The sequence below is a fragment of the Massilia sp. CCM 8734 genome (assembly GCF_011682155.1).
In the GTDB taxonomy this organism is placed as follows: Bacteria; Pseudomonadota; Gammaproteobacteria; order Burkholderiales; family Burkholderiaceae_D; genus Telluria_A; species Telluria_A rubra.
Map to the genome: position 1 here is coordinate 1 of NZ_WHJI01000035.1, position 17,983 is coordinate 17,983.

Here is a 17,983-nt window from a genome sequence, read left to right on the forward strand (position 1 = left end):
TCTATCGTAGCGGCGTCGGCGGCGGTGCGCTGATCGTTGACAAGTACGGCCCAGCGGAAATAGCCGTATCGGCAGCGGCGTGAGGGCGGCGACCTGGGGCGCTGCCCCAGACCCCGCCCTGCCAGGGGTAGTCACTGGAGGATGTATCCCTCCAGCGACGAGAAAGGAGCATTACGGGGCAGCGCCGACCAGCTGCAGAGTTGGAACCGGACACAGCTTAAACTCGCTGACAAATTGTCTTGACCAATGGATCCACTTTACGGGTACGAGCTGCACATCGACACTGCCGATTGTGGCGTTCCCATCGCCGCCTTGCTGTGTTCCGCGTCGATGCATGACAGCCACGCCGCCGTGCCGCTGTCGCACATCACGAAGCAACGGGTCACCAATTTGTACGATGTGATGGATGCTGCCTACTGCAGTAAAGAGTTGCACGACCACTGCCGCGAACTGGGACACGTCCCCCTGATCGACCACAATCCGCGTGGCGGCGAGAAGGAACACTTCGAGCCTGCCGATGAGGTTCGCTACCGTGAGCGCACTGTGGCCGAACGGACCAACGCGCGCCTCAAGGACGAGTTTGGTGGCCGCAACATCATGGTCAAAGGACCTGCCAAAGTCATGAGCCATTTGATGTTCGGGCTGCTCGCCCTCGGCGCCGACCAGTTGATGCGACTTCGACGATGACCATACCGCTTAACTTTCTCCCGATTCCGCTCCGAACGTTCAGATATGGCATCCCCACGCCCTAAAAATGAGATTAGCCATGATTCCGCCGCCGTAAACGATCAAATTTCGTCCGACATCACGAAAAAGCGATGAAAAATTGTGCTCTCCTGATGTCGGCCAGTTCAGAAAAATCGTTTTGCAATTGGCTCAGTTGCCATGTCATTCCTCGCCCCGGAGGCCGTCCAGGTAGCGGGCGCCGAAGCGCGGGATTTTCCTTGTTCCGCGTCCGCGAAATTTAGCGGCTAAAATTCTTGGTTTTAACGCCATGGGAAGCCCGTATATCCCCCGCTTCTTCCTCACGGCCTGGCCGCTTCCGTTACACCGGTATCGGCCGGATTGGGGCGCCGCAGTGCCAGGTCACTTTCCTGTTCGTGACGAGTCACGCTGCTCCAAAACGCCTTACACCTTTCTGAATAACGAAAGTTGCAGGGGATGAGTACCCTTCCAACCCGCGAGTTCGACAAGGAGGTCAGCAGCCTGGCGCTCGCAAAGGACAGGGAATGACCGCACTCCGTTGGCGAGCAAATAGATCGTCCTAGTAATACCGTTCACGAAACTCAGGCAAGGCTCTCCAGCCCGCCCAATGACCACTTTCCGTTGGAAGAAGTGAAAATATGTCCTGTATTCGACCACGTCGCCGGTGGACCGCCAGCAGGAAACTTCGGCAAGTGGGACTGGGTTCTCAAACCCGTGCGAAAAGCCATCGACGGCGTGCGCATACTTGTAGTCGTTCGGCCAAGTCGCCGGGGTGTTAAGAGCCACCTCCCGGTGACTGCTCAATGGTTGGCGCCAAAGTTCAAGGAAACGATCCGAATCAACCATCACGACAGCGTAGCAGTCATCTCCATGCGGCAACGCGGCTCGCATGTGCACCGCTCGCCCGTCCTCAAGTAAAACTTTAAACGTCGCAGCTTCTAGCCAGCCGAACAGTTTGCGGACGCCGATGTAGGCTACGTTTTTGGACGTCACAAGCATATTCATTCTATTTCCCGTATACGATGGGCGATCGAGCCGATGAGATATCGACCACATCACAGCGCTCCTTCGTAGCAAATTTTGCGGCTACCTGGAGCGAAACGTCAGCGGCGATCTGGATCGTTATTTTGGAGTCGTTATCGGCTTGTCGGAACGCGTGGAGCAAAGCCACCTCTGCCGCAGTAAGCTCACCGAGCGAATGGGTTGCAACGGGCAACATCGCTTGTTCGCGCATGCCATCATATTTATGCAACAGCTGATGGATTACGGTAAACGTCGCAGCATTGCGGAATTCAAAAAGCTCCTCGTTCCGCGAGGCACCAAGCTGCTCAATACAGGCCCGCGTCGCTTCCCGCAAGTTGTTAAAGTTATCGCTCATTTTTTTCCTTAGTTTTCGTACCGAGCGCGGCTAGCCGCGAGTTCATTTAGCGATTTGAAGATTAAGGGCATGTCAATGACAGAATAGCGCCGTTCCTTTTTAGACCATTTTGCTTCCACGGGACGTTCCACATCCACCTCCACGAAATCTAGTCCGAGAGCTTTGGCCGCGTTACCTGCGTTCGTCGCATGCAAGGCAAAGCCTGTTGCGGACGCGAACCTTGCGACGATCTCAGCAGCGCTGATGCATTCCTCGTTAGGTAAAATTTTGCGCATATTTTCCTTGTCAGTTCAACGCGACTGCGGAGGCCAATTTTTTCAAGCACTTGGGACACGTAACCGCTTCGGATTGATGCGAACTCCAGCTGCCGCGACCGCTCGGCGCCGCTCCGCATAACGCGGCCGTTGTACCGCCTTCCAAGTCCCTTTCCCGCTGCCCGTCTTTCACTTCAAGTGCGTGCGCGATTTTGCCGTGATCGCCGTTCCAGCCCGACGACTTCCGGCCTGCTTTTTCCAACGCAATGATTGTGAGAGCCATCATCTTTTCCTTTAGGCCGCGTCAAAATCTTCAGCAAATCCGCAATCTACGTTTTTCTTGCCATTCACCGTTGCTGTGACATTGCCGAACTCGGGATCAACGACGACATCAGAAACGGTGGCGCCGTTGAACATTTTTTCGATTTGCTTTTTCATGTCTTTTCCTCGCCGGCGCCGGCCGGTGCGGGACGCTCAGGGCGCCGGGGTAATTCCGGGGTGTAGCGCTGCAACATGCTGTGGTGGTCGGCAACTAGGTGTAGATAGTCGAACGTCGCGGGTTTCCCTTGCCTAGATGGTACTAAAATAGTCGGCGAGCGTAGTCGAGCCGCGGATTACTTCGCCAAACGCGGGCCATACGCCTTGCGTAGTCGCCCTAGCCATACAAGCGTAGGACTCCGCTGCCGCCTGCGAGAACCCTGCTTTCTGGAACCATCCGTTAAGATCGTCTCCAGCGACAACACGCACCTCTACCGGCCTTCCTAAACGCTGCGCAAACACATCTGCAACGTGTTGGGGCGAGTAGCGTTCAGGCCCTTCCACAAAGGCCAAGCTACTTCCAACGCCGCCGCGCATGAGTTTGGCGCATTCTGCGCCGATATCTTCGGGTGCTGCCATTGGGAAAACTCGGTTAACGGGAAGCACTGATTCTATGAAACCTTGGTCCTTTGCAGTCTCGATTCCAGCGCACCAGTTCGGGTAATGATAGGCTGCTCTGACGATACGACTCGGAATTGGCTGGGCTGACAATCCCTGCTCAAGCTCATACAGTACGTTGAGATCCCCGCATGGAGCCCCAGGACGGGCCCCGTAGGTGGACTGTGCCACGATCAGCTCGAGTCCACTGCCTGTGACTGCCGCGAGCAAGTCCGCGACGGACTGGCGCTCAACGGCATCTGTATCTGCTGAAGGATCAGCAGGCGGGTTAAGTAGAAAGGCGCGGCTGCCGCTCTTGAATACTCGGCGCAAACCTTCGATGTCACGTACATTGACTTCAGCGAGCAGTGCGCCACGATCGCCCCACCCGGCCGCTGCCGCTGCGTCGCGAGTCACAATAGTTACCTTATCCCCAGCGTCGAGTAATGCCCGCGATACAGCGCCGCCGACGTGCCCGGTTCCACCAACAATAATGTTCATAAAATGGCCTCCATGTGATGATCAATTCTAATGGCGATGTGCGAGGGTTGGCGTCAACTATCTTGGCCGGTCGGCGTCAATTATCTTGGCCGGTGAAGCGAGTTGTTGTTAATCGGTCCTTTCCTTCAATCTGTCGCGCAGAAATTGCGCTTCCATGCCCATCATTATATATACTCAATGAGTACAGTCAAGCTCTTTTTGATTTGCTCTTCAAAATCTCTCTGATGAACTTCCACGCCATCTCGTCCATCTCGCGGAAACCAGAGGATTCGGAAGGCAGCAGCCAATTGTCAAGGCGGCGGCGGTTCGTGCCGATCCGGTCAGCAAACTCGTCGCGCGTCATGTTTAGCGTGTTCATTGCGTCCCGTAGGAATTCCTGCTGTGCAATCGGTGGTTCTATCATAATAGCTCATCGTTAATATACTCAATGAGTATCATATCACCTCGGCAAATGCCCGCATCAATTTTTCTTTCGACACCTCCAAATAGGGTTTACAGGCGTCGATATCGCCGTGCCCAAGGATCAACATCAGTGTGTCGATCTCGTGGCCTTGTGCCAGCAGCCGGGACGCCATCGTGCGCCGCCCGCTTCGTGACGTGAGCCTGTAGGCTGTCGCACGCCTTGTAATCGACCTGCTCGCCTGCCTGATTGATCCGACGCTTGGTGTTCAGGTAGAACTTTTGGCCTTTGAGAGTCACGATCAACTTGCTGTCCGGGTCCAGCCCACGGTAGCGGCCCGGAACGCCCAACCGCAACCGTTGCTCAAGACGGTAAAGCAGGTAGCCGTCGATGGCATCTACAAGATGGCGCTGGGTCAGGTAAATGCATCTTTGGCGGCATCCCTTCGTGATCGCAGCCCGCAAGCTGCATTCCGCCTTGAGAGCGCCGGATGGAGTAGATCAGCCACTTCGATTTGTGCGATCTCGCTCACCCGCATACCGCACATGATGCCCAGCAGAAGAATGACCAGATCGCGCTCGGGATGGCGGCTGGTTGCTGTCGTCACACGGAGGAGGTGCCGAAATTGGCCCGGCTTGAGGGTAGTAGCTTGTGCCATGCGAACCTCTGAATAGGATGGGGTTGAATTGCATTCAGAGGGAAGCCAGGGATGGCCTCTTTTTTCAGTCTAACACGCATGAATACTTGGGTTCTCGGAAATGCCGGTGTCGCAGCAAATTTCGGAGTAGGAAGTCACGGATCAGGCAAGAGCAACCCAAGCGTGTAACACTCGCGCATCCGCATTGCCGTTTCGAGCGCGAGCACAAAGAACATCAACGCATCCGGCGACTCCCGCAGGCAAGCAAGTATTCTCTCCTCTTCGTCCGCATCTAGCCGGCGGTTCCGTTCAATATCCACTTTTGCTTTACCACCATTTGCAGCTGCCAGGAGCGAATCCTCCGCTGTATAGGTAGAAAATCCACGCTTGAGAAGCCGAAGCGGGTTTGCCAGAAGAATCTGCGGATGGCTTCGGCACACCCAGTCTATACATCTCGCAAGCGCGCCGTGCCGGTGCCGGATCGTAGTCGGCGACAAATTGTCGATATGTTTCATTCGCCGAATCCATTTTTCGGCCCACTCGTAGTTCAGGTCATTCGTATTAACGTCGGCTACACGCTCCCGAATGGTGTCGAGCAATTTTTGCTCGGAAACCGGCACTGACTGGGTGCGCAAGTACTCGGCAATGCAACGTTGCACCGTCCATGGCGTACGTTGTTCACCCTTTTCTTGAGCTAACGTCGCAGGAACAATCCCTTGATCGAGCAGAACCTTGAGATGGTGGCTATATGCGACTGCCTGTTCCCTCGTATCGAAGGTGGCATAGAACGGTTTGGGAAGAAGTTTGCTGACAACACGGATTTGGAACGCTCCGCTTGACAGGACTTTGATCGTAGCCATGGATCTATCATGGTCCGAAGCGTATCGAGTGTCAAACGAATTCAGGCCGTTTGCAGGCCGTTTTGAGGTGTGGCCGACCTCCGTTTTGAAGGAGGTCGACACATGTTCGGACTAAGGAAAAAAGCGCTAAGTCCTTGATTTTCTGGAGGCGAGGACGGGAATCGAACCCGTCTAAACGGCTTTGCAGGCCGCTGCATAACCTCTTTGCTACCTCGCCAGAGACTTGCTGCGCCACCCTCGGTGGGGTGACAAAAAAAGGAAGCGATGCTTCCCTTTCGAATTCTGGAGCGGGAGAAGAGTCTCGAACTCTCGACCTCAACCTTGGCAAGGTTGCGCTCTACCAACTGAGCTACTCCCGCATTTTTCAAGACCATGATTATCGCAGAAACTGAGCAACATTTCAAGGATAACCTTACGACGTTTTTTCCGACTGACTGGAGCGGGAGAAGAGTCTCGAACTCTCGACCTCAACCTTGGCAAGGTTGCGCTCTACCAACTGAGCTACTCCCGCGCTGCCACCACATCGTTACAACTTCGTCACAACAGGCCGGCATTATAGATGATCTGAACGCCCTGTCAAGGATCGACAGCCAATTACTGCGATCAATCCATCATGCCGCCCTTTTCCTTGATCAGCGGCCAGGCCAGGCGCATGTAGTAAAACATCGACCAGACGGTCAATACGGCGGCCAGCACCATCAGGTATTCGCCCAACAGCTGGGTGTCGATGAAGCGAAACAGCATGTCGTGCCACAGCAGCAGCGGGATGGCGGTCATCTGCGCGGCGGTCTTGATCTTGCCGATCGAGCTGACCGCGACCGAGCGCGACGCGCCGATCTGCGCCATCCATTCGCGCAGCGCCGAGATGGCGATTTCGCGGCCGATGATGATGAAGGCGAGGAAGTGGTCGACCCGGTCCAGGTGCACCAGCACCAGCAGCGCGCCGGAGACCATCAATTTGTCGGCCACCGGATCGAGGAAGGCACCGAAGGCCGAGGTCTGGTTCCAGCGGCGCGCCAGGAAGCCGTCGAACCAGTCGGTGACGGCGGCGATGATGAATACCAAGGTGGCCGCCATGTCCTGGTCGGAGCGCGGCAGCCAGTGGACCGGCAGGTAGTACACGCCGACGACGAGCGGAATCAGGGCTACACGTAACCAGGTCAGGAGAATCGGGATATTAATGGGCATAGAGGCGGGCGCACTGGTTAAGCGTTGATAGATGCTTGCGCCGCTAGTCTACCTTGCCCACGGTGTTTTAACCAGTTTGGACCGTGCGCGCGGTCGGCGCGCACGGCCCTGCGTCAACATCGTCAGTGCAGCTGCTTGTAAATCTCTTCGGCCAGCTGGGTCGAGATACCTTCGACCGACATCAGGTCTTCGACGCTGGCGTCGACCACGCCGCGCAGCCCGCCGAAGCGCGCCAGCAGCTTCTGGCGGCGCTTGGCGCCGATACCCTCGATCTCTTCCAGGCGCGAGGTCTGGCGCGTCTTGGCGCGCTTGGCGCGCATGCCGGTGATGGCAAAGCGGTGCGCCTCGTCGCGGATCAGGGCGACCAGCATCAGCGCCGCCGATTCCTTGCCCAGTTCCTGCGACGCGCGCCCGTCGACGAACATCAAGGTCTCGAGGCCGACCCGGCGCCCCTCCCCTTTGGCCACGCCGACGATCAGCGAGATGTCCAGGCCCAGTTCGGCGAATACCTGGCGCGCCATTTCGATCTGGCCCTTGCCGCCGTCGATCAGCACCACGTCGGGCATGACGCCGTCGCCGTTGGCGACTTTTTCGTAGCGCCGCATCAGTACCTGGCGCATGGCCGCGTAATCGTCGCCCGGCGTGATGCCGTTGATGTTGTAGCGCCGGTATTCGCCATTCTGCATGGCGTGGTGATGGAACACCACGCACGAGGCCTGCGTGGCCTCGCCTTGCGTGTGGCTGATGTCGAAGCACTCGATGCGCAGCGCATCGAGGTCGCTCGCGTCGAGCGAGAGCGCTTCGGCCAGCGCGCGCGTGCGCGATTGCTGCGAGCCCTGTTCCGACAACAGGCGCGCCAGCGAAATGTCGGCGCCCTTCTGCGCCATCTCGAGCCACTGGCGGCGCTGCCCCTGCGGCTGGAAAATCAGGTTGATGCGGTGCCCGCACTGCTCGGTGAGCGCCACCATCAGGGCCGGCTGGTCGAATTCGATATTCAGGATCAGCACCCCGGGGATGAATTTTTCGCTGTAGTGCTGCGCCAGGAACGCGGCCAGCACCTCGACTTCGATCGCCCCTTCCGCAATCGCGGCGGCGTCGCTGACCTGGGTCGGAAAATAGGCGCGGTCGCCCAGATGGCGCCCGCCGCGCACCATGGCCAGGTTGACGCAGGCGCGCCCGCCCTGCACCACCACGGCGATGATATCGACGTCGGCGTCGCCGCCGGTCTCCATGCTTTGCTGGTGCAGCACGCGCGCCAGCGAGGCGATCTGGTTGCGCACTGCGGCGGCCTGCTCGAATTTGAGTTCGCCCGCGAACGCGTGCATCTTCGCTTCCAGGTCGGCCATCACTTCGCTCTGGCGTCCGCGCAGGAATTTGGCGGCGTTGTCGACATCGAGCTTGTATTCGTCGCGCGAGACCAGGTCCACGCAGGGCGCGCTGCAGCGGCCGATCTGGTGCAGCAGGCAGGGGCGAGTGCGGTTCGAAAACACGCTGTCCTCGCAGGTGCGCAGCATGAACACCTTCTGCAGGATCTGCATCGATTCCTTGACCGCCCAGGCGCTCGGAAACGGCCCGAAATACTGGTTCTTCTTGTCGACCGCGCCGCGGTAGTAGGCCATGCGCGGCACGTCCTGCCCGCTGATCTTCAGGTAGGGATACGATTTATCGTCGCGGAACAGGATGTTAAAACGCGGCTTGAGCGTCTTGATCAGGTTGTTTTCGAGGATCAGCGCCTCGGCTTCGCTGTGCGTCACCGTGGTCTCGAGGCGCGCGATACGCTCGACCATCATGGCGATGCGCGGGCTGGACAAATTCTTCTGGAAGTAGCTCGACACGCGCTTCTTGAGGTCGCGCGCCTTGCCCACGTACAGGACCGCATCATGCGCGTCGAAATAGCGATACACGCCCGGCAGGTTGGGCAGCTTCGCCACCGTGGTCAGCACCTGTTCGCGCGCGGCCGCCGCCGCGCCAGGGTCGGCGGCGCCAGGAAGTTCGGGAGTCACATCGGTCATAACACAATCAATCCGGGTCAATTCAATCAGGCTTGCCGGGTGACGATCACGAAAGCGACGCCGTATTCGGCTTCATCGCTCACCGTCACCTGGGCGCAAAGCCCATTTTGCCGCATAAAGTCGGCCAGCGCGCCACTGCAGACCATGACGGGCTGCCCGCCTGGCGTATTGAGCATCTGGGCGCTGCGCCAGGCCATCGGCAGGCGCAGGCCCAGGCCGAGCGCTTTCGAGAACGCTTCCTTGGCCGCGAAGCGCGTGGCCAGGTAGCGCAGGCCGCGCACCGGGTTCTGCGCGCGGCGCTGGCGGAACACCGCCAGTTCGTCGTCGCCCAGAATTTTGCCGGCAAAGCGCTCGCTGCGCGCCAGCGCCGCGTCGATGCGCGCGACCTGCACGATGTCGGTGCCGATCCCGTAGATCATCAGCGCGCCGCAGTTCACGCAGCCAGGCGCGCCGCGACCATGATCGCCTTCATCTCGCGCACCGCGTTCTCGAAGCCGGCGAACAGCGCGTGCGCGACGATCGCGTGGCCGATATTGAGTTCGCCGATATCGGCGATGGCGGCGATCGCCTGCACGTTCTGGTAGTGCAGGCCGTGACCGGCGTTGACCTTCAGCCCGCGCGCGACGCCATAGCGCGCGCCAAGGCGGATGCGCTCGAGTTCATGCGCCAGGTCATCCGGGCCCGCTTCGGCGTAGCGCCCCGTATGCAGTTCGATCACCGGCACGCCGATGTCGGCGGCCGCGCCGATCTGCGCCTGGTCGGCGTCGATGAAGAGACTGACGCGAATGCCCTCCCCTTGCAGCTGCCTGACGGCCGCTTCGACTTCCCTTTGGTAGCGGATCACATCGAGGCCGCCTTCGGTGGTCACTTCCTCGCGCCGCTCCGGCACCAGGCACACATCCTGCGGGCGCACCGAGCAGGCAAAGTCGATCATCTCGCGCGTGACGGCCGCTTCCAGGTTCATGCGGGTCATCAGTTGCGGGCGCAGGGCAATCACGTCGGCGTCCTTGATGTGGCGCCGGTCTTCGCGCAGGTGCAGGGTGATCACGTCGGCGCCGGCCTGCTCGGCCAACATGGCCGCGCGCAGCGGGTCCGGATAGACGGTGCCGCGCGCATTGCGCAAGGTCGCCACGTGGTCGATGTTCACGCCCAGGTCGATGACCGGGCCATTCGGTTGGAGGAAGCTCATCTTGGTTGGTTGCTCGCTTGGGTTGCGTGGTTAATCCGCAGTTAATCTATAACTGCATCAGGTCGATCAGGATCTGGCGCGTGTTCAGGGTGGCGCCGCCGAGCTGGTGCGCCAGCAGAAAGCGCAGCAGGAGTTTGCTCTGCGCCTGCGTGAGCGGGTCGCCGTAGTCTTCGCGTTCCATGTCGAGCAGGGTCTTGCCGCTCACCACGGGCCAGCTGTCGCTACTGCGCGCCGGGCGCGCGCCGCGCTCGGGGTCCACCACGTAGTCGCCATCGGGTTCGACCGCCGCGCGCGTGCTGGTGCAGCGGGTCAGGTCGGCGGCCACGCCTGTCTCTTTAAGTAAGGCCCGTTCGAATTTTCGCAAGACCACCGGCGCCGGTTCGTTATGCGCCAGCTGGTTCAGGGTTGAGACGTAGTGGTCGAACAAGGCCGGGTGCGGGTCGTCGCGCGCGATCAGCTTGACCAGCAGCTCGTTAAGGTAGAAGCCGCACAGCAGCGCCGTCTTTTCGAGCGGGAGCATGCCGCCCACCCACTCGGCGTCGATCAGGGTGCGCAGTTCGGACTTGCCGCTCCAGGCGGCCTGCAGCGGCTGGAAGGTTTGCAGCACGCCGCGCAGTTTCGACAGCGGCCGCTTGGCGCCCTTGGCGACCAGGCCCACGCGGCCAAAGTCGCGCGTGAACATGTCGACGATCAGGCTGGTTTCTTTGTAGGGATAACTGTGCAGCACGAAGGCCGGCTGGCCGTTGACCTTCTCCACGCGCTGGGGCGCGCGCCGCCTGGCGGGCGGCGCCGCGGGTGTCTGCGCGGCCGGCGCCGCGTTGGCCGCTACGGCGACGGTCAGGTCGGCGTCGTTGGTGGGCATGCGGCGGGCGGGGACGCCCTACTCGTAGCCGTAGGCGCGCAGGCCGGCTTCATTGTCGGCCCAGCCGGACTTGACCTTGACCCAGATTTCCAGGTACACCGGGCCGCCGAACAGCTTTTCCATGTCCAGCCGCGACTGGGTCGATACTTCCTTCAGGCGCGCGCCCTTGTTGCCGATGACCATGGACTTGTGGGTGTCGCGCTCGACCAGGATGGCGGCGAACACGCGTCGCAGGTCGCCTTCCTGTTCGAATTTTTCGATCAGGACGGTGCTGGTGTACGGCAACTCGTCGCCCACCAGGCGAAACAGTTTTTCGCGCACGATTTCGGAAGCGAGGAATTTTTCGCTGCGGTCGGTAATGTCGTCCGGGCCGAACACCGGCGCGTTCTCGGGCAGGAGGCGCTTGATTTCATTTTGCAGGCCGTCGAGCTGGAACTTGAGCTTGGCCGATACCGGCACGATGGCCGCGAAGTCATGCTTGGCCGCGATCTGCTGGGCAAACGGCATCAGCGCCGCCTTGTCCTTGACCCGGTCCGACTTGTTGATCACCAGGATGCACGGCACGTCGGTCGGCAACAGGTCGATCACTTGCTGGTCGGCCGGGCCGAAGGTGCCCGCCTCGATCAGGTACAGGATCACATCGGCCGAAATGAGGGTGTTGGTGACCGTCTTGTTGAGCGTCTTGTTGAGCGCATTCGCGTGGCGCGTCTGGAAGCCCGGCGTATCGACGTAAATGAACTGGGCGTCGTCCACGGTCTGGATGCCGGTGATGCGGTGGCGCGTGGTCTGGGCCTTGCGCGAGGTGATCGAGACTTTGGCGCCGATCAGCACGTTCATCAGGGTCGATTTGCCCACGTTGGGGCGGCCGACGATGGCGATATAGCCACAACGGAAGTTTTCTGGGGTGGTTGTGGCGTTCATGCTGATTTCGTTTCCGGATGCGGGTGTTTAGGGGTTTTGGCGTCGACCGGCAAGGCGCCGTCGTCGTCGTGATCGCCATCGCTCTGGATGGTGGCGATGCCGGCCAGTTTGAGCTGGGCCGCGCGCGGCTTGGCCTTGCGGCCGGCCGCTGGCGTCTTCAGCAGGGCTTGCTCGGCCACTTCGAGCGCGAGCTTGGCGGCGGCCTGTTCGCCGGCGCGGCGGCTGCCGCCACGGCCGTAGACCTGGATGCCGAGCTTGGGCACCAGGCATTCGATTTCGAATTCCTGGCTGTGCGCGGCCCCGTGCGTGGCCACGACATTGTACGTCGGCAAAGAGATTTTTTTGCTTTGCAGGAATTCCTGCAAGAGCGTCTTGGCATCCTTGCCCAGGGTGCGCGGGTCGACCGAGTCGAGAATGGGGATATAAAAGGCGCGGATCACGTCGCGCGCGGCGTTGAAACCGGCGTCGAGGAAAATCGCGCCCAGCAGCGCTTCGAGCGTATCGGCCAGGATCGAGGGACGGCGAAAGCCCCCCGACTTGAGTTCGCCCTCGCCCAGGCGCAGGAACTGCGACAGTTCCAGTTTCTGGGCGATTTCGTAGAGCGACTGCTGTTTGACCAGGTTGGCGCGCAGGCGCGACAGGTCGCCCTCGTCGATGGCGGCAAAGCGCTCATACAGGACCGAGGCCACCACGCAGTTCAGGATCGAATCGCCCAAAAACTCGAGGCGCTCGTTATGCAAACTGCTGTGGCTGCGGTGCGTCAAGGCTTGCTGCAACAGGCCAGCATCCTGGAACGTATACCCTAAGCGCGTTTGCAATAACTGAAGATTCATGTGTCGGACTTCTTGGTTGGACTGCCTTAACGGACGGGTTCAGCTGGTTTTTCAGGGATCTTGCCGCTTGGATCGGTGGTGCCGGAGTAATCGATCAGCAGGGTGACGTTGGTGATCAGCGGGATGCGCGCGGTGTAGGCAAACGCGACCTGGGTCTCGCCGGTATCCTTGGTGATGATCAATTCGTTACCCTTGATGGACTCGATGTTATTGATATTGGCGTGCTTGTCGAAGGCGATCTGGATCTCGTGCACCGTGCCGTCGGCACGCTTGGCCGAAAGAACGCCAGCCTTGACCGAGCGGTATTCCAGGAAAGTCGGAAAGACTTTCATGGCAAACATGGCAATGAAAGTGATGATGCCGAGCACAAAAATCAGCCCGACCAGGGAGACGCCTTGCTGTTGTGCCAGATTGGCCGGTTTCGGTCCGTACATAGTAAATTCCCGGTGACGTTAGTGAATGCTGCCGATACGCTTGAGGCTACTGAAATTCATCCAGACAAAAAACGCCTTGCCGACGATATTCTTGTTCGGGACGAAACCCCAGTAGCGGCTGTCGGCGCTGTTGTCGCGATTATCACCCATCATAAAGTAATTGCCCGCAGGTACGACACAAGTAAATTGCTCGGCATTGTAAGTACAGGCTTCGTGTTGCGGAAAGTTCTTTACCTGCTCCGGGTTATACGTCAACTTGCCCGGCTCGTTGAGGATACGGTGCGGCGGTTCCGACAGGTTTTCGGTGAATTGCTTATGGTACACGAGCTTTTCGTCGTCGAGGTAGTCGTCCAGCGGCGCGTAAGCGAGCTCCTTGCCGTTGACCGAGAGGCGCTTGTTGGCGTAGGTGATTTTATCACCGGGCACGCCCACCACCCGCTTGATGTAGTCCTGCGACATGTCTTCCGGGTATTTGAACACCATCACATCGCCGCGTTGCGGGTCGTTGACGTCGATCACCTTCTGGTTCAGCACCGGCAAACGGATGCCGTAGGTAAACTTGTTTACCAGGATCAGGTCGCCGATCATCAGGGTCGGCACCATCGAGCCGGACGGAATCTTGAACGGCTCGTACAGGAAGGAACGCAGGATGAACACCAGCGCGATCACCGGGAAAAAGCTGCCCGAGTACTCGATCCAGGTCGGCTGGCGCAGGATCGCCGCGGCGATCGCGTCGCGGCTGGTGTTGTCGACCTTGATGCCTTCGGCGGTCAGCTTGGCATTGCGCGCGTCGAAGGCGGCCAGGGCCGCATCGGCCGCGGCGCGCCGCTGACGCGCGAAATAGAACACATCCAGGCACCAGATAATGCCCGTGAGCACCATCGCCACGAACAGGATCAGCGCAAAGTTCCCTAAGATAAACTGCAGGTTCATTTATCGTCCACTTGTAAAATTGCCAGGAAGGCTTCTTGTGGAATTTCCACCGAGCCAACCTGTTTCATGCGCTTTTTACCGGCTTTTTGTTTCTCGAGCAATTTCTTCTTACGGCTGATGTCGCCGCCATAGCACTTGGCCAGCACGTTCTTGCGCAAGGCTTTGACGTTCTCGCGCGAAATGACGTTGGCGCCGATGGCGGCCTGGATGGCCACGTCGAACATCTGGCGCGGAATCAGCTCGCGCATCTTGGCGGCCACCTGGCGGCCACGGAACTGGCTGTTGGCGCGGTGCACGATGATCGCCAGCGCGTCGACTTTTTCGCTGTTGATCAGCATGTCGACCTTGACCACGTCGGCGGCCCGGTATTCCTTGAACTCGTAATCCATCGAGGCATAGCCGCGCGAGGTCGATTTCAGGCGATCGAAGAAGTCGAGAACGATCTCGGCCATCGGCATTTCGTAGATCAGCTTGACCTGGCGGCCGTGATAACTCATGTCCATCTGCACGCCACGCTTGCCGATGCACAGGGTGATGACCGAGCCGACGTATTCCTGCGGCATGTACAGATTGACCGTGACGATCGGCTCGCGCACTTCCTCGATCTTGGACGGATCGGGCATCTTGGAGGGATTGTCGACCCGGATCAGGGACCCGTCGCGCATGATCACTTCGTACACCACGGTCGGCGCCGTGGTGATCAGGTCCATGTCGAATTCGCGTTCCAGGCGTTCCTGCACGATTTCCATGTGCAACAGGCCGAGGAAGCCGCAGCGGAAGCCGAAGCCCAGCGCCTGCGACACTTCCGGCTCGTACATCAAGGCCGCGTCGTTCAGCTTGAGCTTTTCAAGCGAGTCGCGCAGCGCGTCGTACTGGTTCGCTTCGACCGGGAACAGGCCGGCGAACACCTGCGGCTGGACTTCCTTGAAGCCCGGCAAGGGCGCTGCGGCCGGCCTGGCGGCGTGGGTGACGGTGTCGCCCACTTTGGCGGCCTTGAGCTCCTTGATGCCGGCGATCACGAAACCGACCTGGCCGGCCGAAATCTGCGGCAGCGATTGCGATTTCGGGCTGAACACGCCCACGCTCTCGACCAGTTGCACCGATTCGGACGCCATCAGCAGGATTTTTTCTTTCGGCTTCAGGGTGCCGTTGATTACGCGCACCAGCATCACCACGCCGACATAGTTATCGAACCACGAATCGACGATCAGCGCCTGCAGCGGCGCGTCCGGGTCGCCTTTGGGCGGCGGCACGCGCGCGATCAAGGACTCGAGCACGTCTTCCACACCCAGGCCGCTCTTGGCCGAGCACTTGACGGCGTCGGTCGCATCGATCCCGATCACGTCTTCGATCTCGGCGATCGCATTGGCCGGATCGGCGTGCGGCAAGTCGATCTTGTTCAGGACAGGCACCACTTCGACGCCCAGGTCGAGCGCCGTATAGCAGTTGGCCACGGTCTGCGCTTCCACGCCCTGGGAAGCGTCGACCACCAACAGCGCGCCTTCGCAGGCCGACAGCGAGCGCGACACTTCATAGCTGAAGTCGACGTGGCCCGGGGTGTCGATCAGGTTCAGGTTGTACACCTGGCCGTCGCGCGCCTTGTAATGCAGGGCGGCGGTCTGGGCCTTGATGGTGATGCCGCGCTCGCGCTCCAGGTCCATCGAATCGAGCACCTGTGCTTCCATGTCGCGGTCGGACAGGCCGCCGCAGATCTGGATGATACGGTCGGCCAGGGTCGATTTGCCGTGATCGATGTGGGCGATGATGGAAAAGTTACGTATGTTGTTCATTAATGCAATTCAAAACCAAGTAGGGAAGGACGACATTCAGGGTGGTCGCGCGCTCTTTGCAGTGCCGGCTTGCCGTATCGGGGCGACGCCGCCCCAGACGAAAAAAGCGCTCCGTGGGGCCATGGCAATCCCCAGGCGAGCGCCTTATCAAGCAAGAGAAGCTGTCAAGCTCAGGACAGAAGTTATTTCCGACCCCCGCATTTTACCGGATTTCAAGGTAGAAAGCCGGCTTAATGCCGAATTCCGCGTAAACATTGTTAAATCAATACATCGAACGTGGCCAGGTAGCCGCGCACCGCCGCCGCGTCGAGGAAGTAGTGGCACAGCTCGGGTTGGGCCGGGTCGCCGAACAGCACCGGCACCAGCTCGTCGAAACGCGCCACCAGGGCCGGGTCGGCATCGACATCGATCACCTCCACGGCGAAGCGGACGGTGTCGGTTTGCAGCGCCTCGAGGGCGGCCAGCAGGTCGTCGCACAGGTGGCAGTAACCACGGGAATACAGGGTAAATGGGATCATGGGACGGGGACGAAAGAAAAAAGGCGGGCGCGCGGCCCGCCGGGAAGGCTTGCCTGTGCCTTATTGACGCGGGCGGATCACCACGTATTGCGTGGTCTCGTCGCGGCGCACCAGCACGGCGGCGCTTTTCTTGGGATCGAGTTTGGCGACCATGGCGTTAAATTGCTTCGCATCCTTGACTTCGACATTGTTCAGTTGCAGGATCAGGTCGCCCGGGCGCAGGCCCGCGCGCGCCGCCGCCCCTTCACTGGCGTCGACCAGCACGCCGGAAGCGATCTCGAGCTCCTTGCGCTGCACGTCGCTCAGGTCGGACACGTGCAGGCCCACCGCGTTCGCGGCTTGCTCGGGGGCCGGCTTCTTGACGGCCGGCTTGCGCGCCGACTTGTCGTCGTCGAGGGCGACGATGTTGACCGGGATCTCTTTTTGCTGGCCCTGGCGCCAGACCGTCACGACCGCCTTGCTGCCGACGGCGGTTGAGCCGACCAGGCGCGGCAAGTCGGCGCTGCGCGCGATATCCTGGCCATTGAATTTGAGGATGATGTCGCCGACCTTGATACCGCCCTTGTCGGCCGGCCCGCCCGCTTCCACGCGCGCCACTTCGACGCCGCGCGCCTTGCCCAGTCCGAGCGACTCGGCCACTTCCTTGCTCACTTCGCCGATTTCGACGCCCAGGCGACCGCGCGTGACGCGCCCGGTCTTCTTGAGCTGGTCGGCCACGCGCATCGCTTCATCAATCGGCACGGCGAAGGAAATGCCATTGTAGCCGCCGGACAAGGTCGCGATCTGCGAATTGATGCCGATCACTTCGCCGCGCATATTGATCAGCGGGCCACCCGAGTTGCCGGGATTGACCGCCACATCGCTCTGGATCAGCGGCAGGTATTCGCCGGTGTCGCGCGACTTGGCCGAAATGATGCCGGCCGTAACGGTGTTGTCGAGATTAAATGGCGAACCGATGGCGATCACCCATTCGCCGACCCGGATCTTGTTGGAGTCGCCAATGGTCAGGCTGGGCAACTGCTGCGCTTCGAGCTTGAGCACGGCCACGTCGGAGCGCTTGTCCGAGCCGAGCACCTTGGCCTTGAATTCGCGGCGGTCGGTCAGGGTGACCAGCACTTCGTCGGCGCCATCGACGACGTGCGCGTTGGTCAGCACGAAACCGTCGGGCGAGACGATAAAGCCCGAGCCGACCCCGCGCTGGACTTCTTCCTCTTGCGGCTGCTGGGGCGAGCGCCGTCCGCGCGGGTCCTGGCCGCGCGGCGTGGCACCGCCGAAGAAGCGCCGCAGGAATTCCTGCATTTCCTCTTCATTGGGACTGCCCTGCCCCTGCTTGAGTTTTTCGGTGGTGCGGATGTTGACCACCGCCGGCCCGACCTTGTCGATCAGGTCGGTAAAATCGGGCAAGCCCTTGACCAGCGGCGCCCCGGCGGCGGCGGCGGCAACGGCGGCCGCGCCTGCGGTGGGGACGAAGGCCAGGGCCGAGGTGGCGATAAACAGGGAAGAGAGCAGCTTGTTGCCAGCGGAAAGTGTCATGGTCATCGGAGTGGGGAATCGGAACAAAGATTGACGTTATGGTAAGCCAAAACGCCATCCTTGTCGCGGCGTGCCGCGCGGGCGGCTGGCAAGCGGGTTTTTTTGCCGGAGAACGCCGCT

At 60.3% G+C, this 17,983-nt stretch carries 21 protein-coding genes, 3 tRNA genes and 1 pseudogene; 1 reads left to right on the forward strand and 24 read right to left on the reverse strand.

From position 1 onward, the window contains the following. Positions 1–261: 261 nt before the first annotated feature. Positions 262–687 (forward strand): annotated as a pseudogene (locus tag F2P46_RS25865) (transposase); the annotation flags it as partial. Between the two features lie 441 nt (positions 688–1,128). On the opposite strand, the gene F2P46_RS25870 reads toward F2P46_RS25865, so the two are convergent. From F2P46_RS25870 to F2P46_RS25985, 24 genes are all read right to left on the reverse strand, one after another. Next, the gene (locus tag F2P46_RS25870) at positions 1,129–1,710 is read right to left on the reverse strand and encodes a hypothetical protein (protein WP_166895681.1); all 582 of its coding nucleotides are present in this window, start codon (positions 1,708–1,710) and stop codon (positions 1,129–1,131) included. A gap of 1 nt (position 1,711) precedes the next feature. Continuing rightward, positions 1,712–2,083: a hypothetical protein gene (locus F2P46_RS25875; protein WP_166895683.1), complete on the reverse strand. Its 372-nt coding sequence runs from the start codon at positions 2,081–2,083 to the stop codon at positions 1,712–1,714. 8 nt (positions 2,084–2,091) lie between these two features. Beyond that, positions 2,092–2,358 carry a hypothetical protein gene (locus F2P46_RS25880; protein WP_166895686.1) on the reverse strand — a complete coding sequence of 89 codons (267 nt, stop codon included), beginning with the start codon at positions 2,356–2,358 and terminating at the stop codon, positions 2,092–2,094. Between the two features lie 10 nt (positions 2,359–2,368). After that, a complete protein-coding gene (locus F2P46_RS25885) occupies positions 2,369–2,620 on the reverse strand; it encodes a hypothetical protein (RefSeq protein WP_166895688.1) in 252 nt (83 codons plus the stop codon). An 11-nt stretch (positions 2,621–2,631) separates the two neighbouring features. Then, positions 2,632–2,775 carry a hypothetical protein gene (locus F2P46_RS25890; protein ID WP_166895690.1) on the reverse strand — a complete coding sequence of 48 codons (144 nt, stop codon included), beginning with the start codon at positions 2,773–2,775 and terminating at the stop codon, positions 2,632–2,634. Between the two features lie 132 nt (positions 2,776–2,907). After that, positions 2,908–3,753, reverse strand: coding sequence for an NmrA family NAD(P)-binding protein (locus F2P46_RS25895; protein WP_166895691.1), 846 nt, complete (start codon positions 3,751–3,753; stop codon positions 2,908–2,910). Between the two features lie 187 nt (positions 3,754–3,940). Then, positions 3,941–4,156, reverse strand: a complete 216-nt coding sequence (locus F2P46_RS25900; protein ID WP_166895693.1) for a transcriptional regulator — start codon at positions 4,154–4,156, stop codon at positions 3,941–3,943. A 412-nt stretch (positions 4,157–4,568) separates the two neighbouring features. Further along, positions 4,569–4,811, reverse strand: a complete 243-nt coding sequence (locus F2P46_RS37920; RefSeq protein WP_229509464.1) for a hypothetical protein — start codon at positions 4,809–4,811, stop codon at positions 4,569–4,571. Positions 4,812–4,945: 134 nt separating this feature from the next. Next, positions 4,946–5,650 (reverse strand): hypothetical protein, encoded by a 705-nt coding sequence (locus tag F2P46_RS25910; protein WP_166895695.1) that lies wholly within the window; start codon positions 5,648–5,650, stop codon positions 4,946–4,948. 143 nt (positions 5,651–5,793) lie between these two features. After that, positions 5,794–5,867, reverse strand: a tRNA-Cys gene (locus tag F2P46_RS25915). A 66-nt stretch (positions 5,868–5,933) separates the two neighbouring features. Continuing rightward, positions 5,934–6,009, reverse strand: a tRNA-Gly gene (locus F2P46_RS25920). A 76-nt stretch (positions 6,010–6,085) separates the two neighbouring features. Beyond that, a tRNA-Gly gene (locus F2P46_RS25925) sits at positions 6,086–6,161 on the reverse strand. Between the two features lie 92 nt (positions 6,162–6,253). Next, on the reverse strand, positions 6,254–6,838 hold the full coding sequence (gene pgsA / locus F2P46_RS25930) for a CDP-diacylglycerol--glycerol-3-phosphate 3-phosphatidyltransferase (RefSeq protein ID WP_166895697.1): 585 nt from the start codon (positions 6,836–6,838) through the stop codon (positions 6,254–6,256). 122 nt (positions 6,839–6,960) lie between these two features. Further along, the gene (gene uvrC / locus F2P46_RS25935; RefSeq protein ID WP_208296776.1) at positions 6,961–8,850 is read right to left on the reverse strand and encodes an excinuclease ABC subunit UvrC; all 1,890 of its coding nucleotides are present in this window, start codon (positions 8,848–8,850) and stop codon (positions 6,961–6,963) included. A gap of 26 nt (positions 8,851–8,876) precedes the next feature. Continuing rightward, positions 8,877–9,269 (reverse strand): holo-ACP synthase, encoded by a 393-nt coding sequence (gene acpS / locus F2P46_RS25940; protein ID WP_166895699.1) that lies wholly within the window; start codon positions 9,267–9,269, stop codon positions 8,877–8,879. Positions 9,270–9,283: 14 nt separating this feature from the next. Continuing rightward, complete coding sequence (gene pdxJ, locus F2P46_RS25945; protein ID WP_166895702.1) at positions 9,284–10,039, reverse strand: pyridoxine 5'-phosphate synthase; 756 nt, start codon at positions 10,037–10,039, stop codon at positions 9,284–9,286. Positions 10,040–10,085: 46 nt separating this feature from the next. Next, positions 10,086–10,901 (reverse strand): DNA repair protein RecO, encoded by an 816-nt coding sequence (recO, locus tag F2P46_RS25950; RefSeq protein WP_166895704.1) that lies wholly within the window; start codon positions 10,899–10,901, stop codon positions 10,086–10,088. Positions 10,902–10,919: 18 nt separating this feature from the next. Beyond that, a complete protein-coding gene (gene era, locus F2P46_RS25955) occupies positions 10,920–11,822 on the reverse strand; it encodes a GTPase Era (RefSeq protein WP_166895706.1) in 903 nt (300 codons plus the stop codon). Then, the gene (rnc, locus tag F2P46_RS25960; RefSeq protein ID WP_229477290.1) at positions 11,819–12,655 is read right to left on the reverse strand and encodes a ribonuclease III; all 837 of its coding nucleotides are present in this window, start codon (positions 12,653–12,655) and stop codon (positions 11,819–11,821) included. The genes era and rnc overlap by 4 nt, the downstream gene beginning before the upstream one ends. A 26-nt stretch (positions 12,656–12,681) precedes the next feature. After that, the gene (locus tag F2P46_RS25965) at positions 12,682–13,089 is read right to left on the reverse strand and encodes a DUF4845 domain-containing protein (protein WP_166895708.1); all 408 of its coding nucleotides are present in this window, start codon (positions 13,087–13,089) and stop codon (positions 12,682–12,684) included. An 18-nt stretch (positions 13,090–13,107) separates the two neighbouring features. Further along, complete coding sequence (lepB, locus tag F2P46_RS25970; RefSeq protein ID WP_166895710.1) at positions 13,108–14,022, reverse strand: signal peptidase I; 915 nt, start codon at positions 14,020–14,022, stop codon at positions 13,108–13,110. After that, complete coding sequence (gene lepA, locus F2P46_RS25975) at positions 14,019–15,812, reverse strand: translation elongation factor 4 (RefSeq protein ID WP_166895712.1); 1,794 nt, start codon at positions 15,810–15,812, stop codon at positions 14,019–14,021. The genes lepB and lepA overlap by 4 nt, the downstream gene beginning before the upstream one ends. 257 nt (positions 15,813–16,069) lie before the next feature. Then, positions 16,070–16,330 carry a glutaredoxin family protein gene (locus F2P46_RS25980; RefSeq protein WP_166895713.1) on the reverse strand — a complete coding sequence of 87 codons (261 nt, stop codon included), beginning with the start codon at positions 16,328–16,330 and terminating at the stop codon, positions 16,070–16,072. A gap of 60 nt (positions 16,331–16,390) precedes the next feature. Then, the gene (locus F2P46_RS25985) at positions 16,391–17,863 is read right to left on the reverse strand and encodes a DegQ family serine endoprotease (protein ID WP_166895715.1); all 1,473 of its coding nucleotides are present in this window, start codon (positions 17,861–17,863) and stop codon (positions 16,391–16,393) included. Between the last annotated feature and the right edge of the window lie 120 nt (positions 17,864–17,983).

Bases quoted from the DNA above. Each gene is read 5' to 3' on its own strand.
- F2P46_RS25870 (WP_166895681.1), bottom strand. From the start codon at position 1,710: ATGAATATGCTTGTGACGTCCAAAAACGTAGCCTACATCGGCGTCCGC.
- F2P46_RS25880 (WP_166895686.1), bottom strand. From the start codon at position 2,358: ATGCGCAAAATTTTACCTAACGAGGAATGCATCAGCGCTGCTGAGATC.
- F2P46_RS25900 (WP_166895693.1), bottom strand. From the start codon at position 4,156: ATGATAGAACCACCGATTGCACAGCAGGAATTCCTACGGGACGCAATG.
- F2P46_RS25985 (WP_166895715.1), bottom strand. From the start codon at position 17,863: ATGACACTTTCCGCTGGCAACAAGCTGCTCTCTTCCCTGTTTATCGCC.
- rnc (WP_229477290.1), bottom strand. From the start codon at position 12,655: ATGAATCTTCAGTTATTGCAAACGCGCTTAGGGTATACGTTCCAGGAT.
- pdxJ (WP_166895702.1), bottom strand. From the start codon at position 10,039: ATGAGCTTCCTCCAACCGAATGGCCCGGTCATCGACCTGGGCGTGAAC.
- F2P46_RS25875 (WP_166895683.1), bottom strand. From the start codon at position 2,083: ATGAGCGATAACTTTAACAACTTGCGGGAAGCGACGCGGGCCTGTATT.
- lepA (WP_166895712.1), bottom strand. From the start codon at position 15,812: ATGAACAACATACGTAACTTTTCCATCATCGCCCACATCGATCACGGC.
- era (WP_166895706.1), bottom strand. From the start codon at position 11,822: ATGAACGCCACAACCACCCCAGAAAACTTCCGTTGTGGCTATATCGCC.
- F2P46_RS25895 (WP_166895691.1), bottom strand. From the start codon at position 3,753: ATGAACATTATTGTTGGTGGAACCGGGCACGTCGGCGGCGCTGTATCG.
- lepB (WP_166895710.1), bottom strand. From the start codon at position 14,022: ATGAACCTGCAGTTTATCTTAGGGAACTTTGCGCTGATCCTGTTCGTG.
- F2P46_RS25890 (WP_166895690.1), bottom strand. From the start codon at position 2,775: ATGAAAAAGCAAATCGAAAAAATGTTCAACGGCGCCACCGTTTCTGAT.
- F2P46_RS25965 (WP_166895708.1), bottom strand. From the start codon at position 13,089: ATGTACGGACCGAAACCGGCCAATCTGGCACAACAGCAAGGCGTCTCC.
- acpS (WP_166895699.1), bottom strand. From the start codon at position 9,269: ATGATCTACGGGATCGGCACCGACATCGTGCAGGTCGCGCGCATCGAC.
- uvrC (WP_208296776.1), bottom strand. From the start codon at position 8,850: ATGACCGATGTGACTCCCGAACTTCCTGGCGCCGCCGACCCTGGCGCG.
- F2P46_RS25885 (WP_166895688.1), bottom strand. From the start codon at position 2,620: ATGGCTCTCACAATCATTGCGTTGGAAAAAGCAGGCCGGAAGTCGTCG.
- recO (WP_166895704.1), bottom strand. From the start codon at position 10,901: ATGCCCACCAACGACGCCGACCTGACCGTCGCCGTAGCGGCCAACGCG.
- F2P46_RS37920 (WP_229509464.1), bottom strand. From the start codon at position 4,811: ATGGCACAAGCTACTACCCTCAAGCCGGGCCAATTTCGGCACCTCCTC.
- pgsA (WP_166895697.1), bottom strand. From the start codon at position 6,838: ATGCCCATTAATATCCCGATTCTCCTGACCTGGTTACGTGTAGCCCTG.
- F2P46_RS25910 (WP_166895695.1), bottom strand. From the start codon at position 5,650: ATGGCTACGATCAAAGTCCTGTCAAGCGGAGCGTTCCAAATCCGTGTT.
- F2P46_RS25980 (WP_166895713.1), bottom strand. From the start codon at position 16,330: ATGATCCCATTTACCCTGTATTCCCGTGGTTACTGCCACCTGTGCGAC.